This window comes from Duganella sp. CF458, from assembly GCF_900113115.1.
Classification (GTDB): domain Bacteria; phylum Pseudomonadota; class Gammaproteobacteria; order Burkholderiales; family Burkholderiaceae_D; genus Rugamonas.
The window spans coordinates 120,440-147,183 of sequence record NZ_FOOF01000013.1; the positions used below are offsets into that span (position 1 = coordinate 120,440).

Genomic DNA, 26,744 nt, shown 5'->3' on the forward strand with positions numbered 1-26,744 from the left:
CAAAAGCTGCCATTTTACTATTGGTCACCGTCAAGACCCGAAAAATGCCAGTACATCGGCACGCCGCGCCTGTGTATCGCGCTGGCCGAGGCGGATCAATTCCTGGGTGTAGCTCGATTCGAACAGCAGGTAGGATGCCAGCGCCGAGCCGCGCGCCTCGGTGGCGCCGATCCCCGACAGCATGGTGCGGATCGGTGCCGGCAGGCTGCCGATATGGCGCGCGGCCAGGTCGTCCAGCCGTTCGGAGGGCGCAATCACCAGCAGTTCGACCGGCCGCAAGGGGGTTTTGGCCAGCAGGTCCTCCGGCAACACGGACAGGGTCTGGTTGACCCGGTTCAGGCGCTCGATGTCGACCGCCAGGCCGTCCAGGAAGATCGACGACATGGCGTGGCCGGCAATCTGCGCCAGGCTTGGATAGCGCGGCGTTTCGGTCATCTGGCGCGGCGGCTCGGTCAGGCGGCCGGCACCGACCACCAGCACCTTCTGCGCGCCCAGGTGGATGGCAGGCGAAATCGGCGCCAGCTGGCGCATCGAACCGTCGCCGCAAAATTCCAGGTGGCCGCCCATGTACAGCGGCGTGGCTGGGAAGATGAAGGGAATCGCCGACGACGCCAGCAAGTGCTCCACGCCGATCTGGTCCTGCATCGCCACCCGCTGCATCCGCACCCAGGGCGCGATTTCGGCCGCGGTCTGGTAGAAGGTGATGTGCTGGCCGCCGGTGTAGGACGAGGCGGTGACCGCCACCGCGTGCAGCAGGCCTTCCTGCAGGCAGTTGTCCAGGCGCGGCAAGTCCAGCATCCGGTGCAGCAGGTTCACCAGCGGCGTGTTGTCGAGCAGCGACTGCGGCGGCGCTGCGCGCCATTTGCGCAGCAGCCAGCCGAATGACAGCAGCGACAGCCAGCGCGCTCCTGAACGCAGCACGCCCAGCGAGTCGGCGCGGTAGACCTGGTTCGCTTCGAAGTTGCTCCACACATCGAGCAGTTTTTGCACGCCTTCGCCAAAGTTGTCGGCACGGCAGGCCAAGGCAGTGGCGTTGATGGCGCCAGCCGAAGTACCGCAAATGATCTGGAAGGGATTACGTGCCGGCGGCCATCCCTCTTCCCAAAGGATTTCCGAGATCGCCTGCAAAACGCCAATCTGGTACGCCGCACGGGCGCCACCGCCCGTCAGGATCAAGCCTGTTTTCTTTTTCATGCCCATTTATCAAGGGTAACATGCTGGCTGCGGGGCGGGAATGCCTGGCGGCCCTGCCCGCTCCTGGCCTGTCGCGCGCCCGTCACTCGCCGCGCACGATGCCTTCCCGGCGCGGATCGGCGCCGCCGAACCAGCCGCCTGGCGTGCGTTGCAAGCCTTGCAGGCCGGAGTTCATCTCGACCTGGCGCACTTCATGGCCGCGCGCCTTCAACTGCGCCACCACCTCGGCCGGAACCTTGCCCGCTTCGATTTCGGTCGGGCCGTTGCGGCTGCCGAAATTGGGCAGGCTGATGGCCTGCTGTACGTTCAGCTTCCAGTCCAGGGTGCCGACCAGCACCTTGGCCACGTAGTTGATGATGGTCGAACCGCCCGGCGAACCGGCAGCCAGCACCAGCTTCCTGGTCTGCTTGTCGAACACCAGGGTCGGCGCCATCGAGCTGCGCGGGCGCTTGCCCGGCTGCACCCGGTTGGCGACCGGGCCGTTTTCGTCGGCCGAGTCCCAGGAAAAATCGGTCAGCTGGTTATTCAGCAGGAAGCCGCCCACCATCTGGCGCGAGCCGAAGGCGTCTTCCACCGAGGTGGTCATCGAAATGCCGTTGCCAAAGGCGTCCACCACCACCAGGTGCGAGGTGGATGGCTTGTCCAGTGCGGTGTCGTCGCCCCAGGCCACCTTGACTTCGGCCGGCACGCCGGCGCGGGCGCGGCCCATCGACTTGTCGCCGATCAGGGCGGCGCGCTGGCGCAGGTAGGATTTATCGAGCAGGCCGCTGGCGCCCTTGCCCGGCAACGGCACGAAGTCGGTGTCGGCCACATAACGGTTGCGGTCCGCATAGGCCAGGCGTTCCGCCTCCGACATCAGGTGGATGGCGTCGGCGCCGATCACGCCGTTCACCGGCGCATAGTCGCCGATCTTGCTGTTTTCCATGATGCCGAGGATCTGCGCGATCGCCACGCCGCCGGACGAAGGCGGCGGCATGCCGCAAACGGTGTAGGCGCGGTAGTCGGCGCACAGCGGCTCACGCTCCCTGGCCTGGTAGCCGGCGATATCGGCCGCCGTCAGGCCGCCGGGGTTGCTTGGGTGGCCCTGCACTTTTGCGGCGATGTCGCGCGCGATGTGGCCGCGGTAGAAGGCGTCGGCGCCTTCGGCGGCGATTTCACGCAGGGTCTTGGCCAGCGCCGGGTTCTTCAGGACGTGGCCGACGGGCCAGGGCTGCTTGTCCTTATCGAAGAAATAAGCGGCAGCGACCGGATCGCGCTGCAGGTAACGCTCGCTGCTCAGCAAGGCATGCAGGCGCGGGCTGACGGCAAAGCCCTCGTCGGCCAGCTTGATGGCGGGGGCGAACAGCTTGGGCCAGGCCAGCTTGCCGTATTGTTTATGCGCCAGTTCCAGCATGCGCAACACACCGGGCGCGCCCACCGAACGTCCGCCAACCACGCCTTCGGCACGCGGCAAAGGCTTGCCGTTGGCGTCCTGGAACAAGGTTTCGGTGGCGACTGCGGGCGCGGTTTCACGACCATCGAAGGCGCGCACTTTCTTGCCGTCCCAATGCATCAGGAAGGCGCCGCCGCCAATGCCCGAGGATTGCGGCTCGACCAGGGTCAGTACCAATTGGGTGGCGATGGCCGCGTCGACGGCGGAACCGCCCTGTTTCAGCATCTGGTAGCCGGCTTCGGTAGCCAGCGGGTTGGCTGCGGCCACCATGAATTTCTGTGCGGACCAGCCGGCTTTGTCCTGCCAGCCTGTGGCGATTTCGGGAGCGCGGTTGTCTTGGGCGTGCAGCGGGAAGCTGGTGCAGCAGAGCGCTGCAAGGGCAAGGGCAAGGGCGATGGCTTTCATCCGGCCATGCTACACGAAAACCGGCAATTCAGTGCCAGACCCGCAGGGTCCGGCACTCGGCATGCGAGCACCGCGTATCAGTCTTATTTAGGCTGCATGCGGATCGCGCCATCCAGGCGGATCGTCTCGCCATTCAGCATGGTATTTTCGATAATGGACTTCGCCAGCGAAGCGTATTCGAACGGCTTGCCGAGGCGTGGCGGAAACGGCACCATCTTGCCCAGCGCGTCCTGCACTTCCTGCGGCATGCCCAGCAGCATCGGGGTCTCGAAGATACCCGGCGCAATGGTCATCACACGAATACCGCTGCGCGACAGGTCGCGCGCCATCGGCAGGGTCAGGCCGGCCACGCCGGCCTTGGACGCGCCGTAAGCCGCCTGGCCGATCTGGCCGTCAAAGGCCGCCACCGATGCGGTATTGATGATCACACCGCGCTCGCCCCACTCCGCCGCCTCGGTCTTGCCCATGGCATCGGCCGCCAGGCGGCACATATTGAAGGTGCCGATCAGGTTGATGCTGATGGTGCGTGCGAAGGAGTCCAGCGGATGCGGGCCATCCTTGCCGACGGTCTTGATGGCCGGCGCCACGCCGGCGCAGTTGACCAGGCCACGCAGGGTGCCCATGGCGGTAGCCGCGGCCACCACAGCCAGGCCGTCCGCTTCCGACGTCACGTCGCACTTCACGAACTTGGCCGCGCCCAGTTCGGCAGCCAGCTTTTCGCCCGCTTCCACCTGCACGTCCGCCAGCACGACCTTGCCGCCGTTCTCGACGATCATGCGCGCGGTGGCCGCGCCCAGGCCCGAGGCGCCGCCGGTGATGATGAATACTTGGTCCTTGATTTGCATGCTTTGTCTCCCCTATTCACTTTACGTTACGTAAACGTCAATCGAGGCGTATTGTAGCCGAAATCAGTAGCAAGTCATCCATCCCCCGCTCTGGGAACACACTTTTCCGCTCGGGCTGACCACCTGTCCTGGCGTCCCATGATAGTAGGTGCCGCCAGCGTCGCGGCAGCCGCCCGCATCGCACTGGACCGGGATGGGCGCACTGGGACCGGGCAAGGGCGTGACCGGCATGGGCACGGCCGGCGCCACCGCGCGCGGCAGTTGGGCGATGGCGGTCGGCGCGGCATGCGGATCGCGCTGGGTGAGCACGGGGGCCCAGCTCAGCGCAGGGTCGGGCGCCGGCGCAATGCGCGGCGTCGGCGTGATGATCAGCGGCACCGGGCGGCGCGGCCGATTCTTGCGGGTACGCGCGGTGCGGCAGGGCTGCTGCAGCAAATGCTTGCCGTCGGCGCTGAGCCGGCATTCCGGCAGTTGCCGGTACTCATCAAGGGTTTCGGCGCCAGCGGCCGGGACGAACAGCCCGGCGGCCAGCGCCAGCAGGAGTGGAAAGTTCATGATGCCCTCCGCAGCGTACCGTCATCATACGCCGCAGAGGGTAGGTGTGGCGCGGCTTACTGCGCCGCTGGCGCCTCGCTGGCCGCTTGCGCCGGCACCTCGGCTGCGGATGGGGCCGAGGTTGACGCTGCGACGGGCGCCGCGACCTGCGGCGCCGCAGCCGTCGCCGACGCTGGCGCCGGCGCCCCGACCTGTTGCTGCGCCTGCATCGGCGCCATGGTCACCGACAGGATGCCGGTGGCCGGCAGCAGCGGCACCAGCAACAGCGCCACAATGTTGATGATCTTGATCAGCGGATTGACCGCCGGGCCGGCGGTATCCTTGTACGGGTCGCCCACGGTATCGCCGGTCACCGCCGCCTTGTGCGCGTCGGAGCCCTTGCCGCCATGGTTGCCGTCCTCGATATACTTTTTCGCGTTATCCCAGGCACCGCCGCCGGTGGTCATCGAGATCGCCACGAACAGCCCGGTGATGATGGTACCCATCAGCAGGCCGCCCAGCGCGCGCGGGCCAAGCAGCATGCCGACCAGGATCGGCACCAGCACCGGCAACAGCGATGGGGCGATCATTTCCTTGATGGCGGAAGCGGTCAGCATGTCGACCGCCTTGTCGTATTGCGGCTTGCCGCTACCGTCCATGATGCCCTTGATGTCGCGGAACTGGCGGCGCACTTCCACCACCACGGCGCCGGCGGCGCGGCCCACCGCTTCCATCGCCATCGCACCGAACAGGTATGGAATCAGGCCGCCGATGAACAGGCCCACGATCACCATCGGGTCGGACAAGTCGAACGACATCGACATGTTGCGCGATTCCAGCGCATGGGTGTAGTCGGCAAACAGCACCAGCGCGGCCAGGCCGGCGGAACCGATCGCATAGCCCTTGGTCACGGCCTTGGTGGTATTACCCACCGCGTCCAGCGGGTCGGTAATGGCGCGCACGGAATCGGGCATGCCCGACATTTCGGCGATGCCGCCGGCGTTGTCGGTGATCGGGCCGTAGGCATCCAGTGCCACCACGATGCCCGCCATCGACAGCATCGAGGTCGCCGCAATCGCAATGCCGTACAGGCCGGCCAGCTTGAAGGAAACCATGATCGCCACGCAGACAGCCAGCACCGGCCAGGCGGTGGACTTCATCGATACGCCCAGGCCGGCGATGATATTGGTGCCATGGCCGGTGGTGGAAGCCTCCGCGATATGGCGCACCGGGGTGAACTCGGTGCCGGTATAGAACTCGGTGATATAGACCATCAGGCCGGTCAGCACGATGCCGACCACGGTTGCGCCCAGCATCTTGTAGCGCATGTCGTCGTCCGGCCAAATCATCCAAGTCACGATCACGAAGCCGATCAGCGACAGCCCGGCTGCCCACCACAAGCCGGTGTACAGCGCCGACATGATCTTCTTGCCCGGTTTCGCCTTGACCATCGAGCAGCCGATGATGGAGCCGATGATGGACACCGCGCCAAGCAGCATCGGATAGATAGCCGCTTGCGCCGGTGCGCTGGTGATCATCAGCGCGCCAAGCAGCATGGTCGCGATCAGGGTCACCACATAGGTTTCGAACAGGTCGGCCGCCATGCCGGCGCAGTCGCCCACGTTGTCGCCCACGTTATCGGCGATCACCGCCGGGTTGCGCGGATCATCCTCGGGAATGCCCGCCTCCACCTTGCCCACCAGGTCGGCGCCGACGTCCGCACCCTTGGTGAAGATGCCCCCGCCCAGGCGGGCGAAGATAGAGATCAGGGAAGCGCCGAAGGCCAGGCCGATCATCGGCTTCAGCACCTCATGCACGTTGAGCGACGGGGCAGGCGCGGAAGGAGCGCCCATCACGGTGAGGATCCAGTAGAAACCGGCCACACCCAGCAGGCCCAGGCCGACCACCAGCATGCCGGTGATGGCGCCGCCCTTGAAGGCGACATTGAGCGCTTCGTTCATGCCCACCGACGCAGCCTGCGCGGTGCGCACATTGGCCCGTACCGACACATTCATGCCGATAAAGCCGCAAGCGCCGGAAAGCACGGCGCCAAGGAGGAAGCCGATGGCGGTCTTCATATCGATCGCCACCCCGATGGCTACCAGCAGGACTACACCGACGATACTGATGGTGCGGTACTGGCGGGCCAGGTAGGCCGCAGCACCCTGCTGGATGGCTGTCGCGATTTCCTGCATGCGGGCATTGCCCGCGTCCTGCCGAAGAATCCAGCTGCGCGCCCACAACCCATATACAACCGCGAGCACGCCGCACGCAATCGCGAACCACAAACTTGCTGCCATAAATTGCCCCCTTACGTTATTAGAATCAAAAGCTACAAAACGAACTCGGTACGACCGAACTACGTACTGCAAAACTTTGACACTTCACGGCCAGGGGGCCGCTGTGAACCGGTAAACCAGTGTCAGACCCGCAGGGTCCGACACTCAAGACGCGGCTGCCGCGTGCTGGTGTACCGGTTTAAAAAATTAGCTGCTCAGCGCCGCGAACGCACGGTCGCGGATCTCGTCGACTGGACCAACGCCTTCGATCTTGCGGTATTTCGGCGCACCAGGCTGGCCCGATTTGGCCCACTCGCCGTAGTAGCCAAGCAGGACTTCGGTCTGGTTGTGGTAAACGTCCAGGCGTTTCTTGACGGTTTCTTCCTTGTCGTCGTCGCGCTGCACCAGGTCTTCGCCGGTGACATCGTCCTTGCCTTCGACTTTAGGAGGATTGAACTTGACGTGGTAAACACGGCCCGAAGCCGGGTGGCTGCGGCGGCCGCTCATGCGTTCGACGATCTGGTCGTCCGGCACGGCGATTTCCAGGACGTAGTCGATCTTGACGCCTGCGTCCTTCATCGCGTCGGCTTGCGCGGTGGTACGCGGGAAGCCGTCAAACAGGTAGCCATTGGCGCAATCCGCCGCTTTCAGGCGGTCTTTCACCAGGCCGATGATGATGTCGTCCGAAACCAGTTGGCCTGCGTCCATCACTTTTTTAGCGGCCAGGCCCATTTCGGTACCTTCCTTGATCGCGGCACGCAGCATGTCGCCGGTCGAAATCTGAGGGATGTTGTACTTTTCCTTGATGAAGTTGGCCTGGGTGCCCTTACCGGCTCCTGGTGCTCCTAACAGAATGAGACGCATGAATGTTCCTAAACGATTTAATAATAATTTTTGATGATGCCTTAGCCACCTTGCTAGAAACTTACCACAAAAGTTGGCTTAACCGCCACTTTTGTAGAGAGCTTGCACACGCGCCAGGTCTTCCGGAGTATCCACGCCGGCGGCCGGGGCGGAATCGGTCACGTGGACGGCAATCGGGTAGCCGTGCCAGAGGACGCGGAGCTGCTCCAGCGCTTCGATCCCCTCCAGCGGCGACGCTTCCAGCGCCGGATAGGCCTGCAAGAAATCGTTTCGGTAGGCGTACAGGCCGATATGGCGCAGCGGGACGTAGCCGGCCGGCAGGACTGATTTGTCCCGGGCGAAAGCATCGCGGTGCCACGGGATGGTGGCACGGCTGAAATACAGTGCGCGGCCCTGCTTGTCCAGCACCACCTTCACCACGTTCGGGTTGAAGGCGTCGGCCGCATCGTGCAACGGGTGGGCGCAGGTGGACATCGGCACGTCGGCGCCGATGCGGGCGGCGGCAGCTTGCAGCAGTTGCGGGTCGATCAAGGGTTCGTCGCCCTGCAGGTTGACCACCACGGCATCCATCGGCAGGTTCATGGCGCGCGCCACTTCGGCGATGCGGTCGGTGCCGGACGGGTGGTCGGCACGGGTCATGAAGGCTTCGATGCCGTGCTGTTCGCAGGCTTCCTGAATAGAGGCGTGGTCGGTGGCCACCACGATGCGGGCGGCGCCGGCTTCTTTCGCGCGTTCGGCGACGCGCACCACCATCGGCTTGCCGCCCAGGTCGGCCAGGGGCTTGTTGGGCAGGCGGGTCGAGGCCAGGCGGGCCGGGATGATGACGATGAAGGACACCGCTTACTCCGTGGTGTCCGGCAGGGAGCGCGCTTCGTCGGCCCACATGATCGGGATGCCGTCGCGGATCGGGTATGCCAGGCGATCGCCTTTGCAAATCATTTCCTGGGCTTTTTTATCGTACTCCAGAGGGCCCTTGCACACAGGGCAGACCAGGATATCAAGCAGGCGTGCGTCCACGTAGTTTCTCCACAATTTGATCGGCCAGCGCCGCTTCGATCCGGGCGCTGACTGGAACGACCCAGATTCTCGGATCGTTGCGTAATTCTTCAATTTGCCAGCATTTTACTGCATCCTTCTCCGTCACCAGAATAAAGTCGGCCTCGACATTGGCGAAAGGACGGTCCTTAAAGTCATGATGGTCGGGCAGCGGCAGTTCTTGCGGCTTGAGTCCCGCGGCGCGCAGCATGCCAAAGAAGCGGGCTGGATTGCCGATGCCTGCCGCAGCCGCCACGCGCAGCCCGGCGCCCTGCCCCGCACGGCGCGCCAGCTCGGCCAGCGGCATGCGTTCGCTGCGCCCGGCCAGCCGCTCCGCAACGTCGCCGGCCAGGCGCATCTGCCAGGGAGCAGCCGGCGCGCCGCCGCGCACGGCGCCGGGCGGCGCGACGACGGCCGACAGCGCTGCCGTCAGCTCGGGCGCGTTGACCACGGTGAAATCGCGTTTGCGGGACGGCGCTTCACGCAGCGGACCGGCCGGCAGCGTCCAGCCATTGCCGACGCCGCGGGCGTCGAACAGCACGATTTCGACATCGCGCGCCAAGGCATAATGCTGCAAGCCGTCGTCCGTGACGATTACGTCGACTTCCGGATGGGCCGCCAGCAATGCCTTGCCCGCCGCCGCGCGCGCGCGGCCGACAAACACCGGGCAAGCCGTGCGGGCGGCAATCAGGACCGGCTCATCGCCCACTTCCGCAGGCGTCGAAGCGGCGCCGACTTCGCGCGGGGCTGCATCCTTGCTGCCAAACCCGCGCGAAACAACGCCCGGCCGCAAACCAGCCGCGCGCAGCGCCTCCACCAGCCAGATCGTCAGCGGCGTCTTGCCGGTACCGCCAATGAAAATATTCCCCACGACGACGACCGGAACCGGCAGGCGCTCGGCGTGCGAAACGCCGGCCGCATACAAGCCGCGGCGCACGGCGGCCAGTCCCCGGAACAGCAGGGACAAGGGCCACAGCGCGCATGCCAGCGCGCCCCGCCGCAACCATTCGCGCGAGAACGTCGTCTCGAGGGATGAGGCCATTACTTGGCCTGGGCCGTCTGCGCCTCGAAGGTCACACGCTCGAAGCCGGCCACACGCGCCGCTTCCATCACGTTGATCACCATCTGGTGCATCGCGAACTGGTCGGCGTTGATCTTGACGATCGGGTTGGCGCCCTTGGCAGCTGCCTTCATCTGCTCCGACAGGCCGGCCACATCGTGGAACGCCACCGGTTCGCCGTTGATGGTGTAGTTACCCTTGGCATCCACCGTCACGTTCAGGTCATTCGGCTGCTCCACCGTCTTTTCCGCATCGGCGGTCGGCAGGGTGATTTTCAGCTCGGTGAACTTGCTGTACGTGGTGGTGATCATCAGGAAGATCAGGATCACCAGCAGCACGTCGATAAACGGGATCAGGTTGATCTCGGGATCTTCGCGCTTCTGGCCGCGGCGGAAATTCATCGCCATAAACTGATCCCTCGCTTACTTGCGGGAGTTGTGGACCACGTCCACGAACTTGACCGCCTGCTGCTCCATGTCGATGACGAAGGAATCAACCAGGGCGCGGAAGTGGCGGTAGAACACCAGGGTCGGCATCGCGATCGCCAGGCCGAAACCGGTGTTGTACAGTGCCACCGAGATACCGTGCGCCAGTTGCGCAGGGTTGGCGCCGGCGGAATTCTGCGAGCCGAAGATCTCGATCATGCCGACCACGGTACCGAACAGGCCCATCAGGGGTGCCAGGGTGGCGATGGTGCCGAGGGTGGTCAGGAAGCGCTCCAGCTGGTGCGCCACGGCGCCGCCCGCCTCTTCGATCGACTCCTTCATCACATCGCGTGGAGCGTTAACATTGCGCAACGCTGCCGAAAGAACAACACCGAGCTGGGAGGATTGTTCCAGCTTGTTGATGATGTCGTTGTTGATGTTTCCGCTGCGATAGACGCGCACTACCTCGTCCAACAGTGTCTTCGGAATGATGCGCGAACGGCGAAGATACATCAGGCGTTCCACGATCAGCGCAAGGGCAACGATGGAAGCGATCAGCAGAGGCCAGATCGGCCAGCCGGCGGCTTGGAAAATTGCGAGCAAGACATACTCCTAAGAAAGAAAAGCTAAACGCGCAATGTAGCGTGTCGAGAGCTATCAGGCAAGTGTGTGCATTCTTCACATTTTCTGTGGACAAGATTGTTGGCAATCCCACTATTTCGCATTAAGCCTATGATTTGATGATGATTTTTTCTAATGCAAAAAATTTCATCAGCCCTGGAAGGACCAGTTCTGCACATATTCTGTGGACAAAATTGTGGGGAATGGCGGCTTTTATATGCTAAGCCTTTGATAGGAAAGCGAATTGTTCTCAAGCACAAAAAATGCGCATTGGCACTGTGGCGGTTTTCCCCGGCTGTGCACTTCTTCACATATTCTGTTGATAAGATTGTTAGCAAGGCTATGCTTGAGGGGTGAAGTACTTGATCCATAAGGACTTTCTTGCCATGCGTAAAAACTTCGCATTGCAATGTCCACTTGGTTCCTGACCCCAAGTGGACATTTCTTCCCTTTCTGCACAAATTCTGTGGACAAAAGTGTGTGCAAGGCTGCGGGAGATGGTGCAAGTGTTTGATCTGTAACGACAATCGATCGCCGCTCAATTTTTGGGCAGGATTTTTCCCCACAGCTTCTGTGGATAAAATTGTTAGCAAGGGGCAGACTGGAGTGCCAAGTCCTTGATTTCTAAAATGAAAGTTACTCTGCAAACATTTTCATCACGCAAGTTTCAACGGTGAAGAGTTCCTCACACATTCTGTGGATATCTTTGTGCGTAACAGCGGTTCGCTATGACAAAGTCCTTGATCTATAAGGAAATTCGTCCGCTGCCCGCTTATGTAGCATTGGCGTTTACCCTTAATAATCATGTGTTTACAAAATATACTTGCGAGTTGAAGTGATATATGACATAAGCATGACCGCTTTCAAAAAGTGTGGACAGGTCCCATGATCAACAGCCCCGAACCCAACCAGGTTATTTCCGTCAGTGCGCTCAACCAGGCCGTCGCCCGCCTGCTGGAGCGCTCCTTCCCCTTGCAGTGGATCTCCGGGGAAATCTCGAATTTCACGCGCGCCAGCTCCGGCCATTGGTATTTCACCTTGAAGGATGACGCGGCCCAGGTGCGCGCCGTGATGTTCCGGGGCCGCGCCCAGTACGCCGGTTTCGTGCCGCGCGAGGGCGACAAGGTCGAAGTGCGGGCCCTGGTGACCCTGTACGGGCCGCGCGGCGATTACCAGATCAATGTGGAAGCGATCCGCCGGGCCGGCGTGGGCTCCCTGTTCGAAGCTTTCCAGCGCCTGAAGGAGCGCCTGGCCGCCGCCGGCTTGTTCGACACCGAACGCAAGCGCGCCCTGCCCCTGTTCCCGCGCACCATCGGCATCGTCACCAGCCCGCAAGCGGCAGCCCTGCGCGATGTGCTGATCGCCTTGCGGCGCCGGGCGCCGCACGTCAACGTGGTGCTCTACCCTACCCTGGTGCAGGGCCAGCAGGCCGGCGCCCAGATCGCGGCCGCGATCGACACCGCGTCGCGCCGCGCCGAGTGCGACGTGCTGCTGGTGGTGCGTGGCGGCGGCAGCATGGAAGACCTGTGGTCCTTCAATGAGGAAGTGGTCGCTTACGCCGTGGCCAACTGCCAGATGCCGGTGGTGTCCGGCGTTGGCCACGAAACCGACTTCACCATCTGCGACTTTGCCGCCGACGTGCGCGCCGCGACGCCGACCGCCGCCGCCGAACTGGCCGCAACGCCGCGCGCCGACTGGCTCGGTTCCCTGCGCGCCGACGCCACCGACCTGCGCCGCGCCATGCGCCGCGCCCTCAACGACGCCACCCAGACGCTGGACAACCTGCAGCGCCGCCTGCTCAGTCCCACGGCCCGCATCGCGCAGCAGCGCGTGCAATTGCAAAGCCTGTCCACCGCCATGATGCACGCCACCCGCAACCCGCTGCAGCAGGCCCGCTTCACGGTCGACCGGCTGGCCGGCCGGCTGGCCGCGCGCAAGCCGGACGCGAGCAAGGCAAGGGCAGCAATGGAAGCCCTGCAGCACCGCGCCGGCGCCAGCATGCGCGGGCAACTCCTGCAGCGGCGCGATGCCCTGCATGCGCTGTCGGCGCAGCTCGAATTACTGAATCCCCAGCGCACGCTGGAACGCGGCTACGCCATCGTCACCGATGCCGCCGGCGCCGTATTGCGCGAACCGGCGCATATCAAGCCGGGACAAACGCTGGGTATCCGCCTGGCCGAGGGCAGCGCCGAAATCGGCGTAGCCACCGTGCAACCAACGCTTACCTAGCGTTCGTATTAGAATAGTGGCCGTTTCGGCAAAAATAACTTTTCGTCTCAATCAAAAGGAAACATTCATGGAACATACCCTGCCACCACTGCCGTATGCGATGGACGCACTGCAGCCGCACATCTCCAAGGAAACCCTGGAATTCCACTACGGTAAGCACCACCAGGCTTATGTCACCAACCTGAACAACCTGATCAAGGGCACCGAGTTCGAAAACCTGTCCCTGGAAGAGATCGTGAAGAAGTCTTCCGGCGGCGTGTTCAACAACGCAGCCCAGGTCTGGAACCACACCTTCTACTGGAACTGCATGGCACCTAACGCCGGCGGCGCTCCGACCGGTGCAGTGGCTGACGCCATCAACGCCAAGTTCGGTTCCTTCGACAACTTCAAGGCTGAATTCACCAAGTCTTGCGTCGGCAACTTCGGTTCCGGCTGGACCTGGCTGGTGAAAAAGGCTGACGGCTCCGTCGAGATCGTCAACACCTCCAACGCCGCCACCCCGCTGACCGGCGCCGACAAGCCTCTGCTGACCTGCGACGTATGGGAACACGCTTACTACGTCGACTACCGCAACGCACGTCCGAAGTACGTTGAAATCTTCTGGAACCTGGTGAACTGGAACTTCGTGGCCCAGAACTTCGCTTAATCGCGCGTTCTTGCCCCGCAAAGAGCCCGCAACCGCGGGCTCTTTTTCATTTGAGACTACCCATGACCGACAAGCAAAAGACGGAAGACCGCATCATCATCGATCAACTCGGCGCCATTCTCATCATTCTGGGTATCGTCCAACTGTGCTGGGGAATCTATACTGCGCCGAAGGGGCAATTCAAGCTCAATTTTGGCTTTTTGCTATGTGGCCTGTTGATCCTGTTTGGCAATATGCGCATCGTTTCCGGCGTGCGCTGGCTTGCATGGCTAGCCCTGGCGCCTGCGGCCATCGACCTGCTTGCACCGTTTCTTCTCACGCCGAGGAGGCTGCTCCTGACGGAAATCCGGCTTGCCACTTTCCAGTTCATAGCCGCCACGCTGACAAGCCTGGTTGCATTTTGCGCCATTATCCTGGTGATCCGCCGGCTGGGCAGCGCCCCGGTACTGGCAGCCCGCGTCAGCGCCGGCCGCAAACTGCGCGACATGCGTATCCCACTTGCCCTGGGCGTGGCGCTTGCAGCATTCTTTCAAATTACGGCAGCCGTCGTCCTTTACGGCGACAATGCCCGCAAGGCGGAACAAATGGTCGCCGAACGCATGGGCCCCAGGTACCAGTACCACACGAATTTCATCGGTGCTTCCTACGGCGATGAGAAATACGTCCAGGCCACCGTACAGGCCTGGAACGAGAATGAGCTCTTGCTCATCCCCGTCCGTTGGGATCAATAGCGTCGCTTCACGCTGATCACGACCTTGCCGAAGTGGTTGCCCGAGTCCATGTGCTGGTAGGCCTCGCGCGCCTCGTGGATGTCGAACACGCGGTCAACCACCGGCTTGATGTTGCGCAGGGAGACCAGGCGCGACAAGTCTTCCTGCATCTTGCGGCTGCCGACGTAGATGCCGCTCATGCGCTTGCCGCCGATGACGATGCCGAGCAGCTGGATACTGGTTTCAAAGCCGCCACCCAGGCCGCCGATCACGGCCACCTTGCCGCCCATGCCGACCGCGGCGATCGAACGCGCCAGCGTATCCTGGCCGCCGACTTCGAGCACCAGGTCGACGCCCTCGCCGTTGGTGGCGCGCAGCACTTCCTCTTGCCATTCAGGCGTCGTGCGGTAGTTGATCAACACGTCGGCGCCCAGCGCCCGCGCCCGTTCCAGCTTGGTGTCGCTGGAGGAGGTGACAATGGCGCGTACGCCTGCGGCCTTGGCCAGTTGCAGCGCCCAGACCGACACGCCGCCGGTACCCAGCAACAGCACTGTGTCGCCGGCTTTCAGGCCGCCTTCCACGAACAGCGCATTCCAGGCGGTGACGCCGGCGCAAGTCAGCGTGGCGGCTTCTTCGTAGCTCAGGTGCTCCGGCACCGCGACCAGGCCGCCAGCCTGGATCACCAGTTCCTCGGCCAGCACCCCGTTGCCGCCGGCGCCCAGCGTCGCGGCGGTTTTGGCCGGCGTGACCTTGCCTTCTTCCCATTCCGGGAAAAATGCGGTCGCAACGCGGTCGCCGACGCGGAAATGCTGCACGCCAGGGCCGACTTCAATCACCTCGCCTGCCGCATCGGAACCCGGCACCACGGCGCCCTCGCCGCTGACCGGGTAAGTACCCTGGGCCACCATCAGGTCGCGATAGTTCAGCGAAACGGCGTGCACTTTGACGCGCACTTCATGGTATTCCAGTTCGCGTTGAGGTAATTTGACGGCTTCCAGGCTATCGATACCGGCGCCAGGAGTGATTTGGTAAGCATGCATTGGGATTTCCTCACAAGTTGTGGTTAAGTGAGAAGCACTATATAGTTTCCTGACGCTCCACAGTGGTGGAGTTTTATCGACAGATTGTCGCCGAACTGGAAACAATATGAATGAGCGCCTGAATGGCATCAACGTCTTCGTGCAGGCGGTGGAAGCCGGCAGTTTTTCCGCCGCCGCCGCCCGTCTGCACCAGACCCGCTCCGCCGTCGCCAAGTCCATCGCGCGGCTGGAGGAAAGGCTTGGCGTGCGCCTGTTCCACCGCACCACGCGCAGCCAGAACCTGACCGAAGCCGGCCAGTCCTATTACGAGCGCTGCGTGCGGGCACTGGCGGAACTGGATGCGGGTGAAGCCTGCATCGGCACCGGCCGCAGCGAACCGACCGGGCGCCTGCGCATCAGCGTGCCGGTGCTGTTCGGCCGCCAGTTCGTGGCGCCGTTGATGATGGACCTGGCCCAGCGCTACCCGCAGCTGACCATCGACATCTCATTCAACGACCGGGTGGTGGACCTGCTGGATGAAGGCTTTGACCTTGGCCTGCGGGTCGGCCCGCTGCCAAACAGCAGCAGCCTCGCCGCGCGCCACCTGGGCCAGCAACGCATGCTGATCTGCGGCGCGCCCTCCTACCTGCAGGCGCATGGCGAGCCGAACAACCTGCAGGAAGTGAGCGGGCACGCCGGCATCCTGTACTCGCGCGGGCGCGTGGTAAAGGAGTGGACGGTGTGCACGCCGGATGGCCGCACGCACGACCTCTTGCCGCAACAGCGCATGCTGGTGGATGACTTGCAGGTGATTGCCGATGCCACGGCGCGGGGCATGGGACTGGCCTGGCTGCCCTGCTGGCTGATCGCCCCGTACGTGAAACGGGGCGAATTGAAAGTGCTGTTCGATTGCGGCGAGATGGAAGCCTCACAGATGCACCTGGTGTGGCCCCATACTCCCTATATGCCCGCCAAGCTGCGCGTCGCAATCGACACGCTGCTTGAGGTGACGCCGATCTACCTGGCAAGCGCGGAGGAGAACCCGGCGCTGCCTTTACCGGCGACTCACATACGCCAGCGCAAGGACAAGCCAACCACGCGGTCGTAACGGCGCACGTCGCGCGGATTGCTCGCAATGCCGTGGAAGTCGTTGTACTTGCGGTCCAACAGGTTCTCGACATCCAGCGTCACGCCCATATTGTCGTTGATCTTGTACGAGATCGAGGCATCGGCGGTCTTGATCGGTTCCACGATCAGGTCGAAGCCCAGGGCGCGGTAGTTGTAGGCGTCGACGAACTTGCTGCGGTAGTTGTATGCCAGGCGGCCAGACCAAGGGCCGCGCTCATACAGGGCCACGATGTTGTAGGCGTTCTTCGACATGCCCACGAAAGGATTCTTCACGCCTTCATCCAGCAGGTAGCCTTTCATATAGGTGTAGTTCGCCTCCAGGCCGAAACCGCCGAGCCAGCCGGGCAGGAAGTCGTAGAACTGGCGGTAGCCGATTTCCACGCCTTTCAGGTCGCCCTTGTTGATGTTGCGCGGACGGTCCATGCGGTACTGCTTGCCGTCGATGGTTTCCATCGCCACGCGGCGGATCACGTAGTCCTCGAATTTGTGGTCGAACAGCGTGGTGGTGATGCTGCCGGCCGGGGCGAAGTACCATTCCAGCGCGGCGTCGAAGTTCTTGCCGACGACAGGCTTCAGGTCAGGATTGCCGCCGTTGCCTTCGTAAATCCCCTGCGAGTTCGGGGTTGCACCCAGCGATTCGCCCGGATTGAAGTCGCCGAAGTTGGCACGCTGCACCGCCTTGCCGGCATTGAAGCGGCCGATCAGGTCCTTGGTCAGCAGGGCTTTCAAGGTAATGTTGGGCAGGTAGTCGGTATCGCTGCTCTTGCGGTTGACCGCCACCGGCTGCCCGTTCACATTGCTGAAACCATTCACGTCCAGTTCCGTGCGGACCACGCGCACGCCGGCCGTGCCTTCCACCGGGATCGCGCCAAGCTGGAAGCCGAAGCGGGTCTTGCCGTAGAAGGCGCTGGTATCTTCACCGTTGCGATACAGCGAGTATGGATCGGGATCGGTCTTGCCGCTGCGGCCATACAACTGGCGGACTGCATCGATATTCGCGTGCTGGTAGTCGTCGCACACCACCAGCCACTGGCGCATGCCGTAGTCGTTTGCCAGGCGCATCGATGGGCACAGCAGCCCAGGCACCGAGGCGGCCGCCGGCAGGTTGGCGTTAGGCGGCAGGAAGTTCATGCTCTCGTGCTGGTAGGCCGCCTTGCGCTGCGCCAGGCGCACGCCGGCGCTGAACTCGCGCAAGAAATTCTCCTCGCCGTTGTTATAGGTCGCATCGGCCCGCCAGTCGGTGGACTGGCCGCTGGAAGCCGACCAGTTGTCGATGAAGGCCGACATGCGGTAATTGTTCGGGTCCATCATGTTGTAGCCCGGGTAGTCGAACCACGCGCCGCCGTTGACGAAGGTCTTGCCGCTGACGCCAGGTGGGTCGGCCAGCAACTCCATGATCGGAAATTCCTGCTTCCAGCGGCTATTAGTGCGCGCCAATTCAGTGCTCACGCGCAGGTCCGGCGTCACGTTCCAGCGCGCGCCGATGGCGCCCTGGTGGCCTTCGGAATCGTCGCGCGGCGCCTGGTTCGAACTCAGGGTGAAGATGTGGTAATTGCCGGCCGGTTTGGTAGCGTTGATGGTATCGATCTGCCGGGTGCCAGGGATCAGGGTGTATTGGGGATTGGTGCGGATGCCGCCGCCCCAGTCGATATCGCCGCTCGCCGTCCACGGCTGCGCGAACCAGCCCTGGTTACCGAGGAAGAACTGGCGCTCGGCGTCGTGGTCGATGCGGGTCGACCAGCCCTCGGCATACACTTCCACGTCGCGCGATGGGCGCCATTGCACCGCCCAGTTGCCGGCCCAGCGCTTGCGCTCGCCCTGGTAGTTGACGTGGCCCAGGTCATAGGGGCCTGTGATAGTCGGGTCGGTGGTGACGGTTTTGTCCGGCGGCGAATTCCAGGTCACCTCATCGTGGTAATTCCCCTTCTGGTAGGAGAGGCCGGCCAGCACGCCGATTTCGCCGATGCCGGTTTTCCAGCGATTCGACAACATGCCCGACAGCTGCGGGTCGTTGGTCTTGGATTTGTCGCGGTGCTCGACGCGGGTGTTCACGTTGGCGCTAAAGCCCTTGAAGTCGAACGGGCGCGACGTGCGCACGTCGATCACGCCCGCGGTACCGCCCTCCACCATGTCGGCACTCTGCGACTTGTAGACGTCGATGCGCTGCAGCATGGTGGTCGGGATATCGGCCAGGTACAGGTTGCGATTGTTCGCGGTGTACACTTCGCGGCCATTCAGCAAGGTGACCAGGCCGGGCAGGCCACGCACGATGACGGAGCTGGCTTCGCCGAATTCGCGGCGGATCTGCACGCCGGAGACGCGGCCCAGCACTTCGGCCACGTTCTTGTCGGGGAATTTGCCGGCTTCTTCGGCGACGATGGAATCGAGCACGTCGTCGGCATTGCGCTTGATGTTCTGCGCGCTCTGTGCGGCCTTGCGCACGCCGGTCACCTGCACGACATTCGGATTGTCCTGGGCGGCGTCCTGGGCCCAGACCGATGCGCTGCTCAGCAGGCCGGTGGCCAGCATGCAGGCGACGGTGGTTTTCAAATTGAACTGGTGCTGCATGTACGGTCTCCCTGATTGGTTTTTGTTGAACCGAATGTAGGGGAACTGCCGTAATGCAATCCAATTAATTCTTTTCCGGCTTTAATACCGGTTTTGATATCGAACGGGCGCGCGCCCTAGGAGGGAAAGCGCGCTCGCGCGTGCCCATCAGCGCCCCGGGCGGGGCACTTTGTAGCCTTACCGCAACAGCTTTTAGCTGCCACGTTCGACGTCGTCGCGCTCCCTGCGCTGGGCCCCGGGCATCGATTCGACGTGGTCGACGTCGATGTCGGCGCCGTCCGGGGCCGGCGTATCGCGGCCGACACTGGCGCGCTCGCCGGTGCCCTGGGCATCGGAATCACTGTCGAGTTCGGTGTCGCCGGGGCCCGGCGGGCGCGCGCCTTGCACGTCGCTGCCGGAATCGGACGAATCGCTGGGGCCGAGCGCCCCGGTACCGTGTCCCTTGTTGACCTGGCGGTCAGGCTGCACCGGCATATTGTCCGGGTCGAGTGTACTGGTTCCTGACATGGTGTCCTCCTGTTTCCATTAATTTAACGAATTCAGGCTCCAGGGGGCGCAGTGTTGGAAGATGCCAACACTGTGTTACATAAGCAATAATTCTGAAACATCTTCGGTTGTATGCCATTTGTACCAAATTTCCCCTTTAAGTATAAGGTTTTCCCAAGATGTAGCTTTCAAAAAAGACGGAACTCATCCTTACTTGGAGCTTACGTTTGGGAGTTGATACAGATCAAAAAGGCATTTACCTTAGGTCAACACTAGTACAATTCAGGCTTGAACAAATTGCACAGGAGTGCCTGCAGAATGAGTAGTTTTGACGCAACCAATAAGCGCCTGAAAAACATTCATACTCGCATCCCGGAATTCCCGGAAGACTTGGTACGCCTGCTGCGCATGACCTATCACGTCCAGAAACGCATGAAGGATCTGGCGAATTCGGTGTTGCGCAAGTATGACCTGGTCGATGCCAGCTATATGGTGCTGGCGGTGCTGTACGGATCGGAAAATGAGACTTCGACCGCGTCCAACCTGGGCGAAGCGTGCATGGAAAAGCCGGCCAACCTGACCCGGGTCTGCAACGACCTGGAAGCGCAAGGCCTGATCACCCGCGGCAACCGCCCGGGCGACCGCCGCTGCGTGATGATCACCCTGACCGACGCCGGCCGCAACCTGATCGAGCAAGTGATGCCGGAAGTGTGGTCGCGCACCACCCGCGCCTACGACGGCTACAACGGCGACGACATCCGCGTGCAAGAACAGCTCTTCAAGCGCCAACTCGCCAACCTCGACGTCAGCGCTTAAAAAACAAGGACTTAAAAAATAGGGACGTACCCCATTTTCCCGCATAGCGGGAAAATGGGGTACGTCCCTATTTTTTAAGTCCTTGATTTTATTTCTGCGGCTTGGTGTGCTTCATGGCGTAGTACAGGTGCTGCCACCAGTGCTCGCGGGACTGCACGCTCAGCATGCACTGGCGGTCGATCTCTTCTTTGAAGACCCGGTCGCGGCATTGCATATTGGCTAGCGCATTGCGCTGGTTCTCCGCATTCACCACCGCCAGCACAAGCCAGAACACCAGCCCGGACAGCACAACCACCAGCGTCCAGGCCAGGTGGTTGACCCAGGTGCGCTGCACCAGGCCGGCCTCGTCAGGGGCCGACTCCCGGAATGCACGCATCACACCTTCTTCACGTTGATCCATGTCTTATTTCTTGGTCGCTGCAGCCTTGGCTACCAGGTAATCGGCAACAGCCAGCGCTGCGGCCTGGGACTGCTCTTCCGGCTGGCCCGGACGGCCGGCCATGGATGGGGAAGTCACGTAACGGCCGTCGATCACCAGCGTTGGCGCGCTATCCACCTTGTACTGGGCGACGATGCTCTCCATACGCTTCATTTTAGACTCGACGCTGAAGGATTTATAGACGCTTTCGTACTTGGCCTTGTCGACCCCGGCGCTGACCACCACGGCGGTCACGTCTTCCTCACGCATCAGGCGTTTGCGCTCGTTGTGAATCGCATGGAACAGCTTCTGGCTGGCGGCATCGGTGCTACCCATGGTTTCCAGGGTCACGTAGGCGCGTGCCAGCGGGTCTTTTTCGCCGCGGGCAAAGTGGATGCGGCGGAAGTGGATCTTGTCGGCGTTCTGCTTGACCCAGGCCGACATGCGCGGCTCGAGCGCGTTGCAGTGCGGGCAGGTGAACATGAAGAACTCGACCACCTCGACTTTCTTGCCCTGGGCTTCGGTGCGCACCGGGGTATCGAGGACCGTAAAGTCAACGCCCTGTTTCGGCTCGGCGGCATGGGCGCCGGCGGCGGTGAACATCAGGGCGGCAGAAGCAATCAGCAGTCGCAGCAAACGCATGGTCATCCTTAAAGAGGTAAATGGTAAACGCCGCGAGATTACCATTTTTTGCGCGCTGTGATCAGCCCCGCGGGCCAAATTGGCGCCGGCGGGGCGGTTTTAAGCTTCGTTTAAGCGCTTAAAAGTCGTAGCGCGCCGAAACTTTCAGTTGGCGGCCACTGTTCGGGTAGATGCCCGCGCGGCAGCTGAAGGCCTGGCTGAAGTGCTCCTTGTCGAACATGTTCAGCGCCGTCGCCGCCAGCTCCCATTGGCCGAACTTGCGCGCATAGCGGCCGTCGACCACGGTGTAGGCCGGCATGCGGGTGCTGCAGCTGTTATCGAAATCGCTACCATAACGCTGCTCGCCGACGCGCTGCACGCCGATGTCGGCGCTCTGGCCGTCGGACGGCAGCCATGCCAGGCGCACGGTCAGGATGTTCTTCGGCACCAGCGCCAGCTCGCGGCCGGCGTTGGAGCCGGAGCGGAACTCGGCATCCACTTGCTGGAAGTGGCCCTGGACCTGCCATGCCGGCGCGAAGCGGTAGCTGCCGTCCAGCTCGAAGCCCTGGCGTCGGGTCGGTGCCAGGTTGGTGTTGGCGCCGAACATGCCTGCGGTCGGATCGTAGTAGATCTCGTTGTCCAGCTTGTGGCGGAACACGCGCGCGTCGACCTTGGCGGCGCCTTGCGCGTAACCGAGGCCGATCTCGGCATCGTGCGAAGTCTGGGTTGCCAGCGGCTTGTTCGCTTGCGGGGTGAAGCCGTTCTCGTCGGAGTTGGCGACGCGGTAGCTCTGGCCAAGCTTGGCCCATGCGGTCAGGCCCGGCGCGGCCAGCATGCTGCCCTGCACTTCCCACGCGTTATTGGCTTGCTTGACGCTGTAAGTGGCGGTGGTGAACGGCACTGGATCGACGGAGTCCTTGTCGAACAGTTCGCGGCGCACACCGGCGGACAGGCGCAATTGCTGCGGGCCGGCGAACTTCATCTCGTCGCGCAGATAGAAGGCTTTGCTCTTCTGGGTGGCATCGGCCGCCGAGAAGGCGGAGCTGGTGACGCGGTTCCAGCGGCCGAAGTCGAAGCCGGCTACCAGTTCGTTCAGCATGCCGTTGAACTGGCCCAGGTGGCGTACGCGCGGCGAGAACTGGCTCTGCTTGGTGTCGTAGGCCGAGCTGGAAACGCCGAATGCGCTGAAGTACGTGGCTTCGGCTTCCTTCTTGCGGTGCGACAGTTCGGCCGCCAGGTCGAAGGCGCCGACCTTGTGTTCCCACGCTGCGGTGTAGCGGTCGGTATCGAGCTTGCCGAAGTCGTTCGGTGTCAGGGTTTGGCGCGGATTGGCCTTGAATTGCGCTTCCGTCAGGCTGCCGGCGAAGCGCTGGTCCTGGCGCGCGATATCGGCGCGCAGCGAGATGCGGCCGACGCCGGTGTTGAACTTGACGCCGCCGTTCAGGCGCGACTGCTTGAATTCATTGTTGTCGCGGTAGTTGTCGGCGCGCTGGTGGCCGCCCGATGCGTCAAAGGCGAAATCGTCGAAGCCCTGTGCCAGGCTGGCGCGTACTTCACCGCTGTCGAACTGGCCCAGCTCCGTGAACATATTGCCGCTGCGCTCGCCGGCCTGGGAGCGCTTGGTGGTGATCTGGATCACGCCGCCGGTGGCGCCCTCGCCATACAGCACGCTGGCGCCGCCACGCATGATGTCGATGCGCTCCACCATGTCGATCGGGATGGTGGACAGGGTTGCGCTGGACAGCTCGTTCTCGTTCAGGCGAACGCCATCGAGCACGATCACCACGTTCTGGTCGCTGTTGGTGCCGAAGCCGCGCAGGTCGAGGCCGAAGTCCGGGCTGCCGGTCAGGCTCTGGCGCCCGTACACGCCGCCGATCTTGCGGATCGCCTGGTTGACGTCGGCTACGCCGGCGCGACGGATATCGGCCGCGGTAATGGTGGTGGCGCCGATCGGCAGCAGCGATGGGTCGCTGGCGAAGCGGGAACCGGAAACGACAACGGTGTTCGATTGGGCTTGGGCCGCTGCGGCGAAGCACAGGGCGATAGCTGCGGCAAGCGCGCAGCGCGAGGTGATCAAGGTCATGGCTTTTATGATGAGTATTTTCCGCCTGCCTCCCCGCAGCCGGAATCCACGGAAGTCGATCCCTGTGCGGGTGCGCTTCCACCTCCCTGGCCGGTATCCGGGCTGGCAAGACTGACCGATCCACCTTCCTGCGTGTTCATTCATGCAGTGGTTGTTTGGCGCGGCCTGCCGTCATGACGACGGCGCTTGCGTACCGTTGCGGGGGCAGCACATTGCGTTTCCCGTTTAACTGCCCCCATGAACAGGAGGCGGGCACCAAGGCGCGCACATTATACGCTGCTTACGCTATAGTGACGCGTTGCCAAATTATTATGAGATAACCATGCGCACTTTCATCGCGCTCGCCGCCGTCGCCCTGTTGGCCGGCGCCGCGGCAGCGCCAGCAGAAATACCGACCGTCGCGCGCAACGCCGCCGCAGTCAGCGTGCCCAGCGCGCCCCATGCCTGGGGCGGCATGCGCACCGGCCGGGAAGCCACGCTGTCCGACCGCGTGGTGGACTACAAGATCGAGGCCAGCCTCGATCCGGTCAAGCACACCATCGACGGCAAGCAGCGCCTGACCTGGCGCAACCGCAGCAGCGAGCCGGTGCGCAGCGTGTACCTGCACCTGTACCTGAACGCTTTCCAGAATTCCGGCAGCACCTACTTCACCGAACAGCGCAAGAGCGGCGGCGGCTTCCGCTCGGGCGTCGATACCAAGGATGGCGACTGGGGCTATATCGATCTGCGCAGCGTGCAGCAGAACGGCGCCAACGTGGCGTGGAAATTCGTGCAGCCCGATGGCGGTCCCGTCACCGACCGCACCGTGGTGCGCATGGACCTGCCTCAGCCGGTTGCACCCGGCGCCAGCACGACGCTCGACATCAGCTTCTTCGACCAGTTGCCGCGCGTGGCATCGCGTACCGGCTATTTCGGTACCTTCCACCTGGTGGCGCAGTGGTTCCCCAAGATTGCCGTACTGGAGCTGCCCGGTGAACGCGGCGCCACCCAGGCCCGCTGGAATGCGCACGAGTTTCACGCCGAATCGGAGTTTTACGCCGACTTCGGCAGCTACGACGTCAAGCTGACCGTGCCAAAAGGCTATACCGTGGGCGCCACCGGCGAACTGCAAGGCCAGCCGGTCGAAAAGGACGGCAAGCTGACCCACCACTACATGCAGGGCGACGTGCACGATTTCGCCTGGACTGCCGACAGCCGCAGCGCCAGGCCGCTGACCGACACCTGGACCGGCGCCGGCAGCCCACAGGTGAAGATCACGGTGTTGTTCCCGCCGGAATACGCATCGAACGCGGCGCCCGCACTGAAGGCCACCAAGGATTCGCTGGACTACTTCTCGAAGACGCTCGGCCCTTACCCGTACAAGACGGTCACCGTGGTGATCCCGCCGTACAACGCGCGCGAAGCGGCCGGCATGGAATACCCGACCTTCTTCACCGCCGATGCCTACAAGGATGTCACGCCGGGCACGTTCAGCGCTTTCGAGCTCGATTTCGTCACCATCCACGAATTCGGCCACGGCTACTTCTACGGCATCCTCGCCAGCAACGAGTTCGAGGAACCGATGCTGGACGAAGGCTTGAACCAGTACTGGAACACGCGCATGCTGGCCGACCTGCGCCGTACCATCGATGCCACCACGCCCCTTCTCGACAAGATCGGCTTTGCACCGCGCTTCGATGTCTGGCAGGTCGAGCGCGCCGTGAGCCCGCGCGATGAACCAGCCGATCCGCTGGGTGCCAGCGCCTTCCATCGCCTGCAGGGGGTGGGGCCGGTGTATTCGCGCACCGCAACCACCATGCACGACCTGGAGGCCCAGCTAGGCAAGGAGGTGATGGGGCGCGCCTTCCAGGAGTACTATCGCCGTTGGAAATTCCGGCATCCGAGCGTTGCCGATTTCCGCGAGGTGTTGAGCGAGGTAAGCGGCAAGCGCGAACTGGTGGAGCGGGTATTCGCCCAGCAGGTGTACAGCGTCAGCCGCGTCGATGACCGCATCGCCAAGTTCACCAGCGCCGAGGTGGTGCCGCTTCCCGGCATGCAGGTAGAGAACGGCAAGCACGTCGAGTTGACGGCGGAGCAGGCCGAGGAGCGGGAAGACCAGCAGCGCAAAGCTTGGGAGAAGGCGCACCCGAATGCGAAAACAGGCGAAGGTCCCTTCCCTTACCACACCATGGTCACGGTGCGCCGGCGCGGTGCCGACGTGCCGCAAACCCTGGTCGTCAGCTTCGCCGACGGCAGCAAGGAAACCGTGCAATGGAGCGGAGAAGAGCGCTGGCAGACCTTCGAATGGACCAAGCCATCGAAGGCCGTGTCGGCCGAAATCGATCCTGGCCGCAAGAACTACCTCGACGCCAACAAGCTCGATGACAGCCGCACGCTCAAGTCCGACGGCCGCGCCGCGCGCCGATGGACCTTCGACTTTGCCGCCATCGTCCAGACCCTGATCTCCTTCATCGCGACCCTATGAAACTGAGCGCCAACCTGAAAAACGCAAGCCGCGCCGCCCTGCAATGGCGCCTGCTTGTCATCTGGCTCGCCGCCGCCCTGCTGCCTACCCTGTTGCTCGCGCTGCCGATGTGGAGCACCCTGTCCGGCATCCTTTCCCATTCGGTGCATGCACCGCAACTGGCCAAGTCGCTGGACGTGCTGGCACTGGCCGACCTTATGGGCGAGTTCAAACGCAACAACCTGGCGCTGCAGGCTGGCGGCATAGGCGCGGCGGCGCTGGCCCTGCTGCTGTCGCCCCTCCTCACCGGCGTGATCGCCAGCGCGGGCCGGGCGCAGGAAACCGCCACCTTCCGCCAACTGTTCGCAGGCGGCGTGAGCGAATACCCGCGCATGTTCCGCATGCTGCTGTGGGCTGTCGTTCCCCTGGGCCTGGCGCTGGCCCTCGGCGGCGCTGTGGCCGACAGCGTGCAGGACATCGCGGAAAAAGCCAGCCTCGAATCGACCGCCGACGCCTGGTCGCTGTGCGCCAACGTGCTGGGCGTGCTGCTGCTTGCCCTGGCCAACCTGACACTGGACGCGGGGCGCGCCCAGTTGGCCATCGACCGCCGCCGCACATCCGCGGTCAAGGCCTGGTGGTCGGGCCTCAAGCTGCTGCTGCGCCGCCCGGCAGCCATGTTCGGCAGCTACCTGCTGCTGACCGTGAGCGGCCTGCTGCTGGCCGGCTTGTTCGCGCTGGCACGCTTCAATGTGGAGGCCAGCAACGGCTTGCTGCTGGTGGCCGGTTTCCTGCTGGCGCAGCTGGTGGTGCTGGCGATGGCGTGGATGCGCGCGGCGCGGCTGTTTGCGCTAATGACGCTGTCTGCAACGAATCGCTGAGCGGA

At 63.1% G+C, this 26,744-nt stretch carries 24 protein-coding genes and 1 riboswitch; of the genes, 7 read left to right on the forward strand and 17 right to left on the reverse strand.

Annotated elements, in window-relative coordinates; genetic code table 11:
• Positions 1-30: 30 nt before the first annotated feature.
• The 11 genes from BM269_RS20255 to BM269_RS20305 all read right to left on the reverse strand — a co-directional run bounded on the left by BM269_RS20255 (position 31) and on the right by BM269_RS20305 (position 10,676).
• Positions 31-1,200 carry a patatin-like phospholipase family protein gene (locus BM269_RS20255; RefSeq protein WP_090441136.1) on the reverse strand — a complete coding sequence of 390 codons (1,170 nt, stop codon included), beginning with the start codon at positions 1,198-1,200 and terminating at the stop codon, positions 31-33.
• 76 nt (positions 1,201-1,276) lie between these two features.
• Positions 1,277-3,031, reverse strand: coding sequence for a gamma-glutamyltransferase (gene ggt, locus BM269_RS20260; protein ID WP_090441138.1), 1,755 nt, complete (start codon positions 3,029-3,031; stop codon positions 1,277-1,279).
• Positions 3,032-3,114: 83 nt separating this feature from the next.
• Complete coding sequence (locus tag BM269_RS20265; protein ID WP_090441141.1) at positions 3,115-3,876, reverse strand: 3-hydroxyacyl-CoA dehydrogenase; 762 nt, start codon at positions 3,874-3,876, stop codon at positions 3,115-3,117.
• 63 nt (positions 3,877-3,939) lie between these two features.
• Positions 3,940-4,431 carry a hypothetical protein gene (locus BM269_RS20270; RefSeq protein WP_090441144.1) on the reverse strand — a complete coding sequence of 164 codons (492 nt, stop codon included), beginning with the start codon at positions 4,429-4,431 and terminating at the stop codon, positions 3,940-3,942.
• A gap of 56 nt (positions 4,432-4,487) precedes the next feature.
• Positions 4,488-6,710, reverse strand: coding sequence for a sodium-translocating pyrophosphatase (locus BM269_RS20275; protein ID WP_090441147.1), 2,223 nt, complete (start codon positions 6,708-6,710; stop codon positions 4,488-4,490).
• 186 nt (positions 6,711-6,896) lie between these two features.
• Positions 6,897-7,553 (reverse strand): adenylate kinase, encoded by a 657-nt coding sequence (gene adk / locus BM269_RS20280; RefSeq protein WP_090441151.1) that lies wholly within the window; start codon positions 7,551-7,553, stop codon positions 6,897-6,899.
• Positions 7,554-7,631: 78 nt separating this feature from the next.
• Positions 7,632-8,390 carry a 3-deoxy-manno-octulosonate cytidylyltransferase gene (gene kdsB / locus BM269_RS20285; protein WP_090441154.1) on the reverse strand — a complete coding sequence of 253 codons (759 nt, stop codon included), beginning with the start codon at positions 8,388-8,390 and terminating at the stop codon, positions 7,632-7,634.
• A 3-nt stretch (positions 8,391-8,393) separates the two neighbouring features.
• Positions 8,394-8,570, reverse strand: coding sequence for a Trm112 family protein (locus BM269_RS20290; RefSeq protein ID WP_082507565.1), 177 nt, complete (start codon positions 8,568-8,570; stop codon positions 8,394-8,396).
• On the reverse strand, positions 8,551-9,630 hold the full coding sequence (gene lpxK / locus BM269_RS20295) for a tetraacyldisaccharide 4'-kinase (protein ID WP_090441157.1): 1,080 nt from the start codon (positions 9,628-9,630) through the stop codon (positions 8,551-8,553). Before lpxK ends, BM269_RS20290 begins: the two co-directional genes overlap by 20 nt.
• Positions 9,630-10,049, reverse strand: a complete 420-nt coding sequence (locus BM269_RS20300; RefSeq protein ID WP_090441411.1) for an ExbD/TolR family protein — start codon at positions 10,047-10,049, stop codon at positions 9,630-9,632. The genes lpxK and BM269_RS20300 overlap by 1 nt, the downstream gene beginning before the upstream one ends.
• 21 nt (positions 10,050-10,070) lie before the next feature.
• Positions 10,071-10,676, reverse strand: a complete 606-nt coding sequence (locus tag BM269_RS20305; protein ID WP_090441160.1) for a MotA/TolQ/ExbB proton channel family protein — start codon at positions 10,674-10,676, stop codon at positions 10,071-10,073.
• Positions 10,677-11,579: 903 nt separating this feature from the next.
• Between BM269_RS20305 and xseA the strand changes: the two genes are divergently transcribed.
• The 3 genes from xseA to BM269_RS20320 all read left to right on the forward strand — a co-directional run bounded on the left by xseA (position 11,580) and on the right by BM269_RS20320 (position 14,300).
• Positions 11,580-12,923, forward strand: coding sequence for an exodeoxyribonuclease VII large subunit (gene xseA, locus BM269_RS20310; protein ID WP_090441163.1), 1,344 nt, complete (start codon positions 11,580-11,582; stop codon positions 12,921-12,923).
• 67 nt (positions 12,924-12,990) lie between these two features.
• The gene (gene sodB, locus BM269_RS20315; RefSeq protein WP_090441166.1) at positions 12,991-13,569 is read left to right on the forward strand and encodes a superoxide dismutase [Fe]; all 579 of its coding nucleotides are present in this window, start codon (positions 12,991-12,993) and stop codon (positions 13,567-13,569) included.
• Positions 13,570-13,631: 62 nt separating this feature from the next.
• Positions 13,632-14,300: a hypothetical protein gene (locus BM269_RS20320; protein ID WP_090441170.1), complete on the forward strand. Its 669-nt coding sequence runs from the start codon at positions 13,632-13,634 to the stop codon at positions 14,298-14,300.
• Here BM269_RS20320 and BM269_RS20325 read toward each other — a convergent pair.
• Positions 14,294-15,319, reverse strand: coding sequence for a zinc-dependent alcohol dehydrogenase family protein (locus tag BM269_RS20325; protein ID WP_090441174.1), 1,026 nt, complete (start codon positions 15,317-15,319; stop codon positions 14,294-14,296). The two genes, BM269_RS20320 and BM269_RS20325, sit on opposite strands and share 7 nt — an antisense overlap.
• A 106-nt stretch (positions 15,320-15,425) precedes the next feature.
• Between BM269_RS20325 and BM269_RS20330 the strand changes: the two genes are divergently transcribed.
• A complete protein-coding gene (locus tag BM269_RS20330; protein ID WP_090441177.1) occupies positions 15,426-16,406 on the forward strand; it encodes a LysR family transcriptional regulator in 981 nt (326 codons plus the stop codon).
• On the opposite strand, the gene BM269_RS20335 is transcribed toward BM269_RS20330, so the two are convergent.
• Complete coding sequence (locus BM269_RS20335; protein WP_090441181.1) at positions 16,364-18,994, reverse strand: TonB-dependent receptor; 2,631 nt, start codon at positions 18,992-18,994, stop codon at positions 16,364-16,366. The genes BM269_RS20330 and BM269_RS20335 overlap by 43 nt on opposite strands.
• Before the next feature lie 192 nt (positions 18,995-19,186).
• Positions 19,187-19,501, reverse strand: coding sequence for a hypothetical protein (locus BM269_RS20340; RefSeq protein ID WP_090441184.1), 315 nt, complete (start codon positions 19,499-19,501; stop codon positions 19,187-19,189).
• 297 nt (positions 19,502-19,798) lie between these two features.
• On the opposite strand from BM269_RS20340, the gene BM269_RS20345 reads away from it, so the two are divergent.
• A complete protein-coding gene (locus BM269_RS20345; protein WP_090441188.1) occupies positions 19,799-20,296 on the forward strand; it encodes a MarR family winged helix-turn-helix transcriptional regulator in 498 nt (165 codons plus the stop codon).
• An 88-nt stretch (positions 20,297-20,384) separates the two neighbouring features.
• Here BM269_RS20345 and BM269_RS20350 read toward each other — a convergent pair whose 3' ends face one another.
• The 3 genes from BM269_RS20350 to BM269_RS20360 all read right to left on the reverse strand — a co-directional run bounded on the left by BM269_RS20350 (position 20,385) and on the right by BM269_RS20360 (position 23,418).
• Complete coding sequence (locus BM269_RS20350) at positions 20,385-20,696, reverse strand: hypothetical protein (RefSeq protein WP_229204720.1); 312 nt, start codon at positions 20,694-20,696, stop codon at positions 20,385-20,387.
• Positions 20,697-20,699: 3 nt separating this feature from the next.
• Positions 20,700-21,356 carry a thiol:disulfide interchange protein DsbA/DsbL gene (locus tag BM269_RS20355; protein ID WP_229204721.1) on the reverse strand — a complete coding sequence of 219 codons (657 nt, stop codon included), beginning with the start codon at positions 21,354-21,356 and terminating at the stop codon, positions 20,700-20,702.
• Between the two features lie 118 nt (positions 21,357-21,474).
• Positions 21,475-23,418 carry a TonB-dependent receptor gene (locus BM269_RS20360; RefSeq protein WP_090441194.1) on the reverse strand — a complete coding sequence of 648 codons (1,944 nt, stop codon included), beginning with the start codon at positions 23,416-23,418 and terminating at the stop codon, positions 21,475-21,477.
• Between the two features lie 70 nt (positions 23,419-23,488).
• Positions 23,489-23,693, reverse strand: a riboswitch (cobalamin riboswitch).
• A 47-nt stretch (positions 23,694-23,740) separates the two neighbouring features.
• Between BM269_RS20360 and BM269_RS20365 the strand changes: the two genes are divergently transcribed.
• Positions 23,741-25,882, forward strand: a complete 2,142-nt coding sequence (locus BM269_RS20365; RefSeq protein ID WP_090441197.1) for a M1 family metallopeptidase — start codon at positions 23,741-23,743, stop codon at positions 25,880-25,882.
• Entirely contained in the window at positions 25,879-26,739 is an 861-nt protein-coding gene (locus BM269_RS20370) for a hypothetical protein (RefSeq protein WP_090441200.1), read from the forward strand. Before BM269_RS20365 ends, BM269_RS20370 begins: the two co-directional genes overlap by 4 nt.
• Positions 26,740-26,744: the final 5 nt, after the last annotated feature.

What these genes read in the sequence shown, in the direction of transcription:
- BM269_RS20340 (WP_090441184.1), bottom strand. Translation starts at nt 19,501, where the DNA reads ATGTCAGGAACCAGTACACTCGACCCGGACAATATGCCGGTGCAGCCT.
- BM269_RS20320 (WP_090441170.1), top strand. Translation starts at nt 13,632, where the DNA reads ATGACCGACAAGCAAAAGACGGAAGACCGCATCATCATCGATCAACTC.
- BM269_RS20370 (WP_090441200.1), top strand. Translation starts at nt 25,879, where the DNA reads ATGAAACTGAGCGCCAACCTGAAAAACGCAAGCCGCGCCGCCCTGCAA.
- BM269_RS20255 (WP_090441136.1), bottom strand. Translation starts at nt 1,200, where the DNA reads ATGGGCATGAAAAAGAAAACAGGCTTGATCCTGACGGGCGGTGGCGCC.
- adk (WP_090441151.1), bottom strand. Translation starts at nt 7,553, where the DNA reads ATGCGTCTCATTCTGTTAGGAGCACCAGGAGCCGGTAAGGGCACCCAG.
- BM269_RS20300 (WP_090441411.1), bottom strand. Translation starts at nt 10,049, where the DNA reads ATGAATTTCCGCCGCGGCCAGAAGCGCGAAGATCCCGAGATCAACCTG.
- BM269_RS20330 (WP_090441177.1), top strand. Translation starts at nt 15,426, where the DNA reads ATGAATGAGCGCCTGAATGGCATCAACGTCTTCGTGCAGGCGGTGGAA.
- ggt (WP_090441138.1), bottom strand. Translation starts at nt 3,031, where the DNA reads ATGAAAGCCATCGCCCTTGCCCTTGCCCTTGCAGCGCTCTGCTGCACC.
- BM269_RS20365 (WP_090441197.1), top strand. Translation starts at nt 23,741, where the DNA reads ATGCGCACTTTCATCGCGCTCGCCGCCGTCGCCCTGTTGGCCGGCGCC.
- BM269_RS20345 (WP_090441188.1), top strand. Translation starts at nt 19,799, where the DNA reads ATGAGTAGTTTTGACGCAACCAATAAGCGCCTGAAAAACATTCATACT.
- BM269_RS20275 (WP_090441147.1), bottom strand. Translation starts at nt 6,710, where the DNA reads ATGGCAGCAAGTTTGTGGTTCGCGATTGCGTGCGGCGTGCTCGCGGTT.
- BM269_RS20265 (WP_090441141.1), bottom strand. Translation starts at nt 3,876, where the DNA reads ATGCAAATCAAGGACCAAGTATTCATCATCACCGGCGGCGCCTCGGGC.
- BM269_RS20355 (WP_229204721.1), bottom strand. Translation starts at nt 21,356, where the DNA reads ATGCGTTTGCTGCGACTGCTGATTGCTTCTGCCGCCCTGATGTTCACC.
- sodB (WP_090441166.1), top strand. Translation starts at nt 12,991, where the DNA reads ATGGAACATACCCTGCCACCACTGCCGTATGCGATGGACGCACTGCAG.
- BM269_RS20350 (WP_229204720.1), bottom strand. Translation starts at nt 20,696, where the DNA reads ATGGATCAACGTGAAGAAGGTGTGATGCGTGCATTCCGGGAGTCGGCC.
- BM269_RS20325 (WP_090441174.1), bottom strand. Translation starts at nt 15,319, where the DNA reads ATGCATGCTTACCAAATCACTCCTGGCGCCGGTATCGATAGCCTGGAA.
- lpxK (WP_090441157.1), bottom strand. Translation starts at nt 9,630, where the DNA reads ATGGCCTCATCCCTCGAGACGACGTTCTCGCGCGAATGGTTGCGGCGG.
- BM269_RS20335 (WP_090441181.1), bottom strand. Translation starts at nt 18,994, where the DNA reads ATGCAGCACCAGTTCAATTTGAAAACCACCGTCGCCTGCATGCTGGCC.
- BM269_RS20270 (WP_090441144.1), bottom strand. Translation starts at nt 4,431, where the DNA reads ATGAACTTTCCACTCCTGCTGGCGCTGGCCGCCGGGCTGTTCGTCCCG.
- BM269_RS20360 (WP_090441194.1), bottom strand. Translation starts at nt 23,418, where the DNA reads ATGACCTTGATCACCTCGCGCTGCGCGCTTGCCGCAGCTATCGCCCTG.
- xseA (WP_090441163.1), top strand. Translation starts at nt 11,580, where the DNA reads ATGATCAACAGCCCCGAACCCAACCAGGTTATTTCCGTCAGTGCGCTC.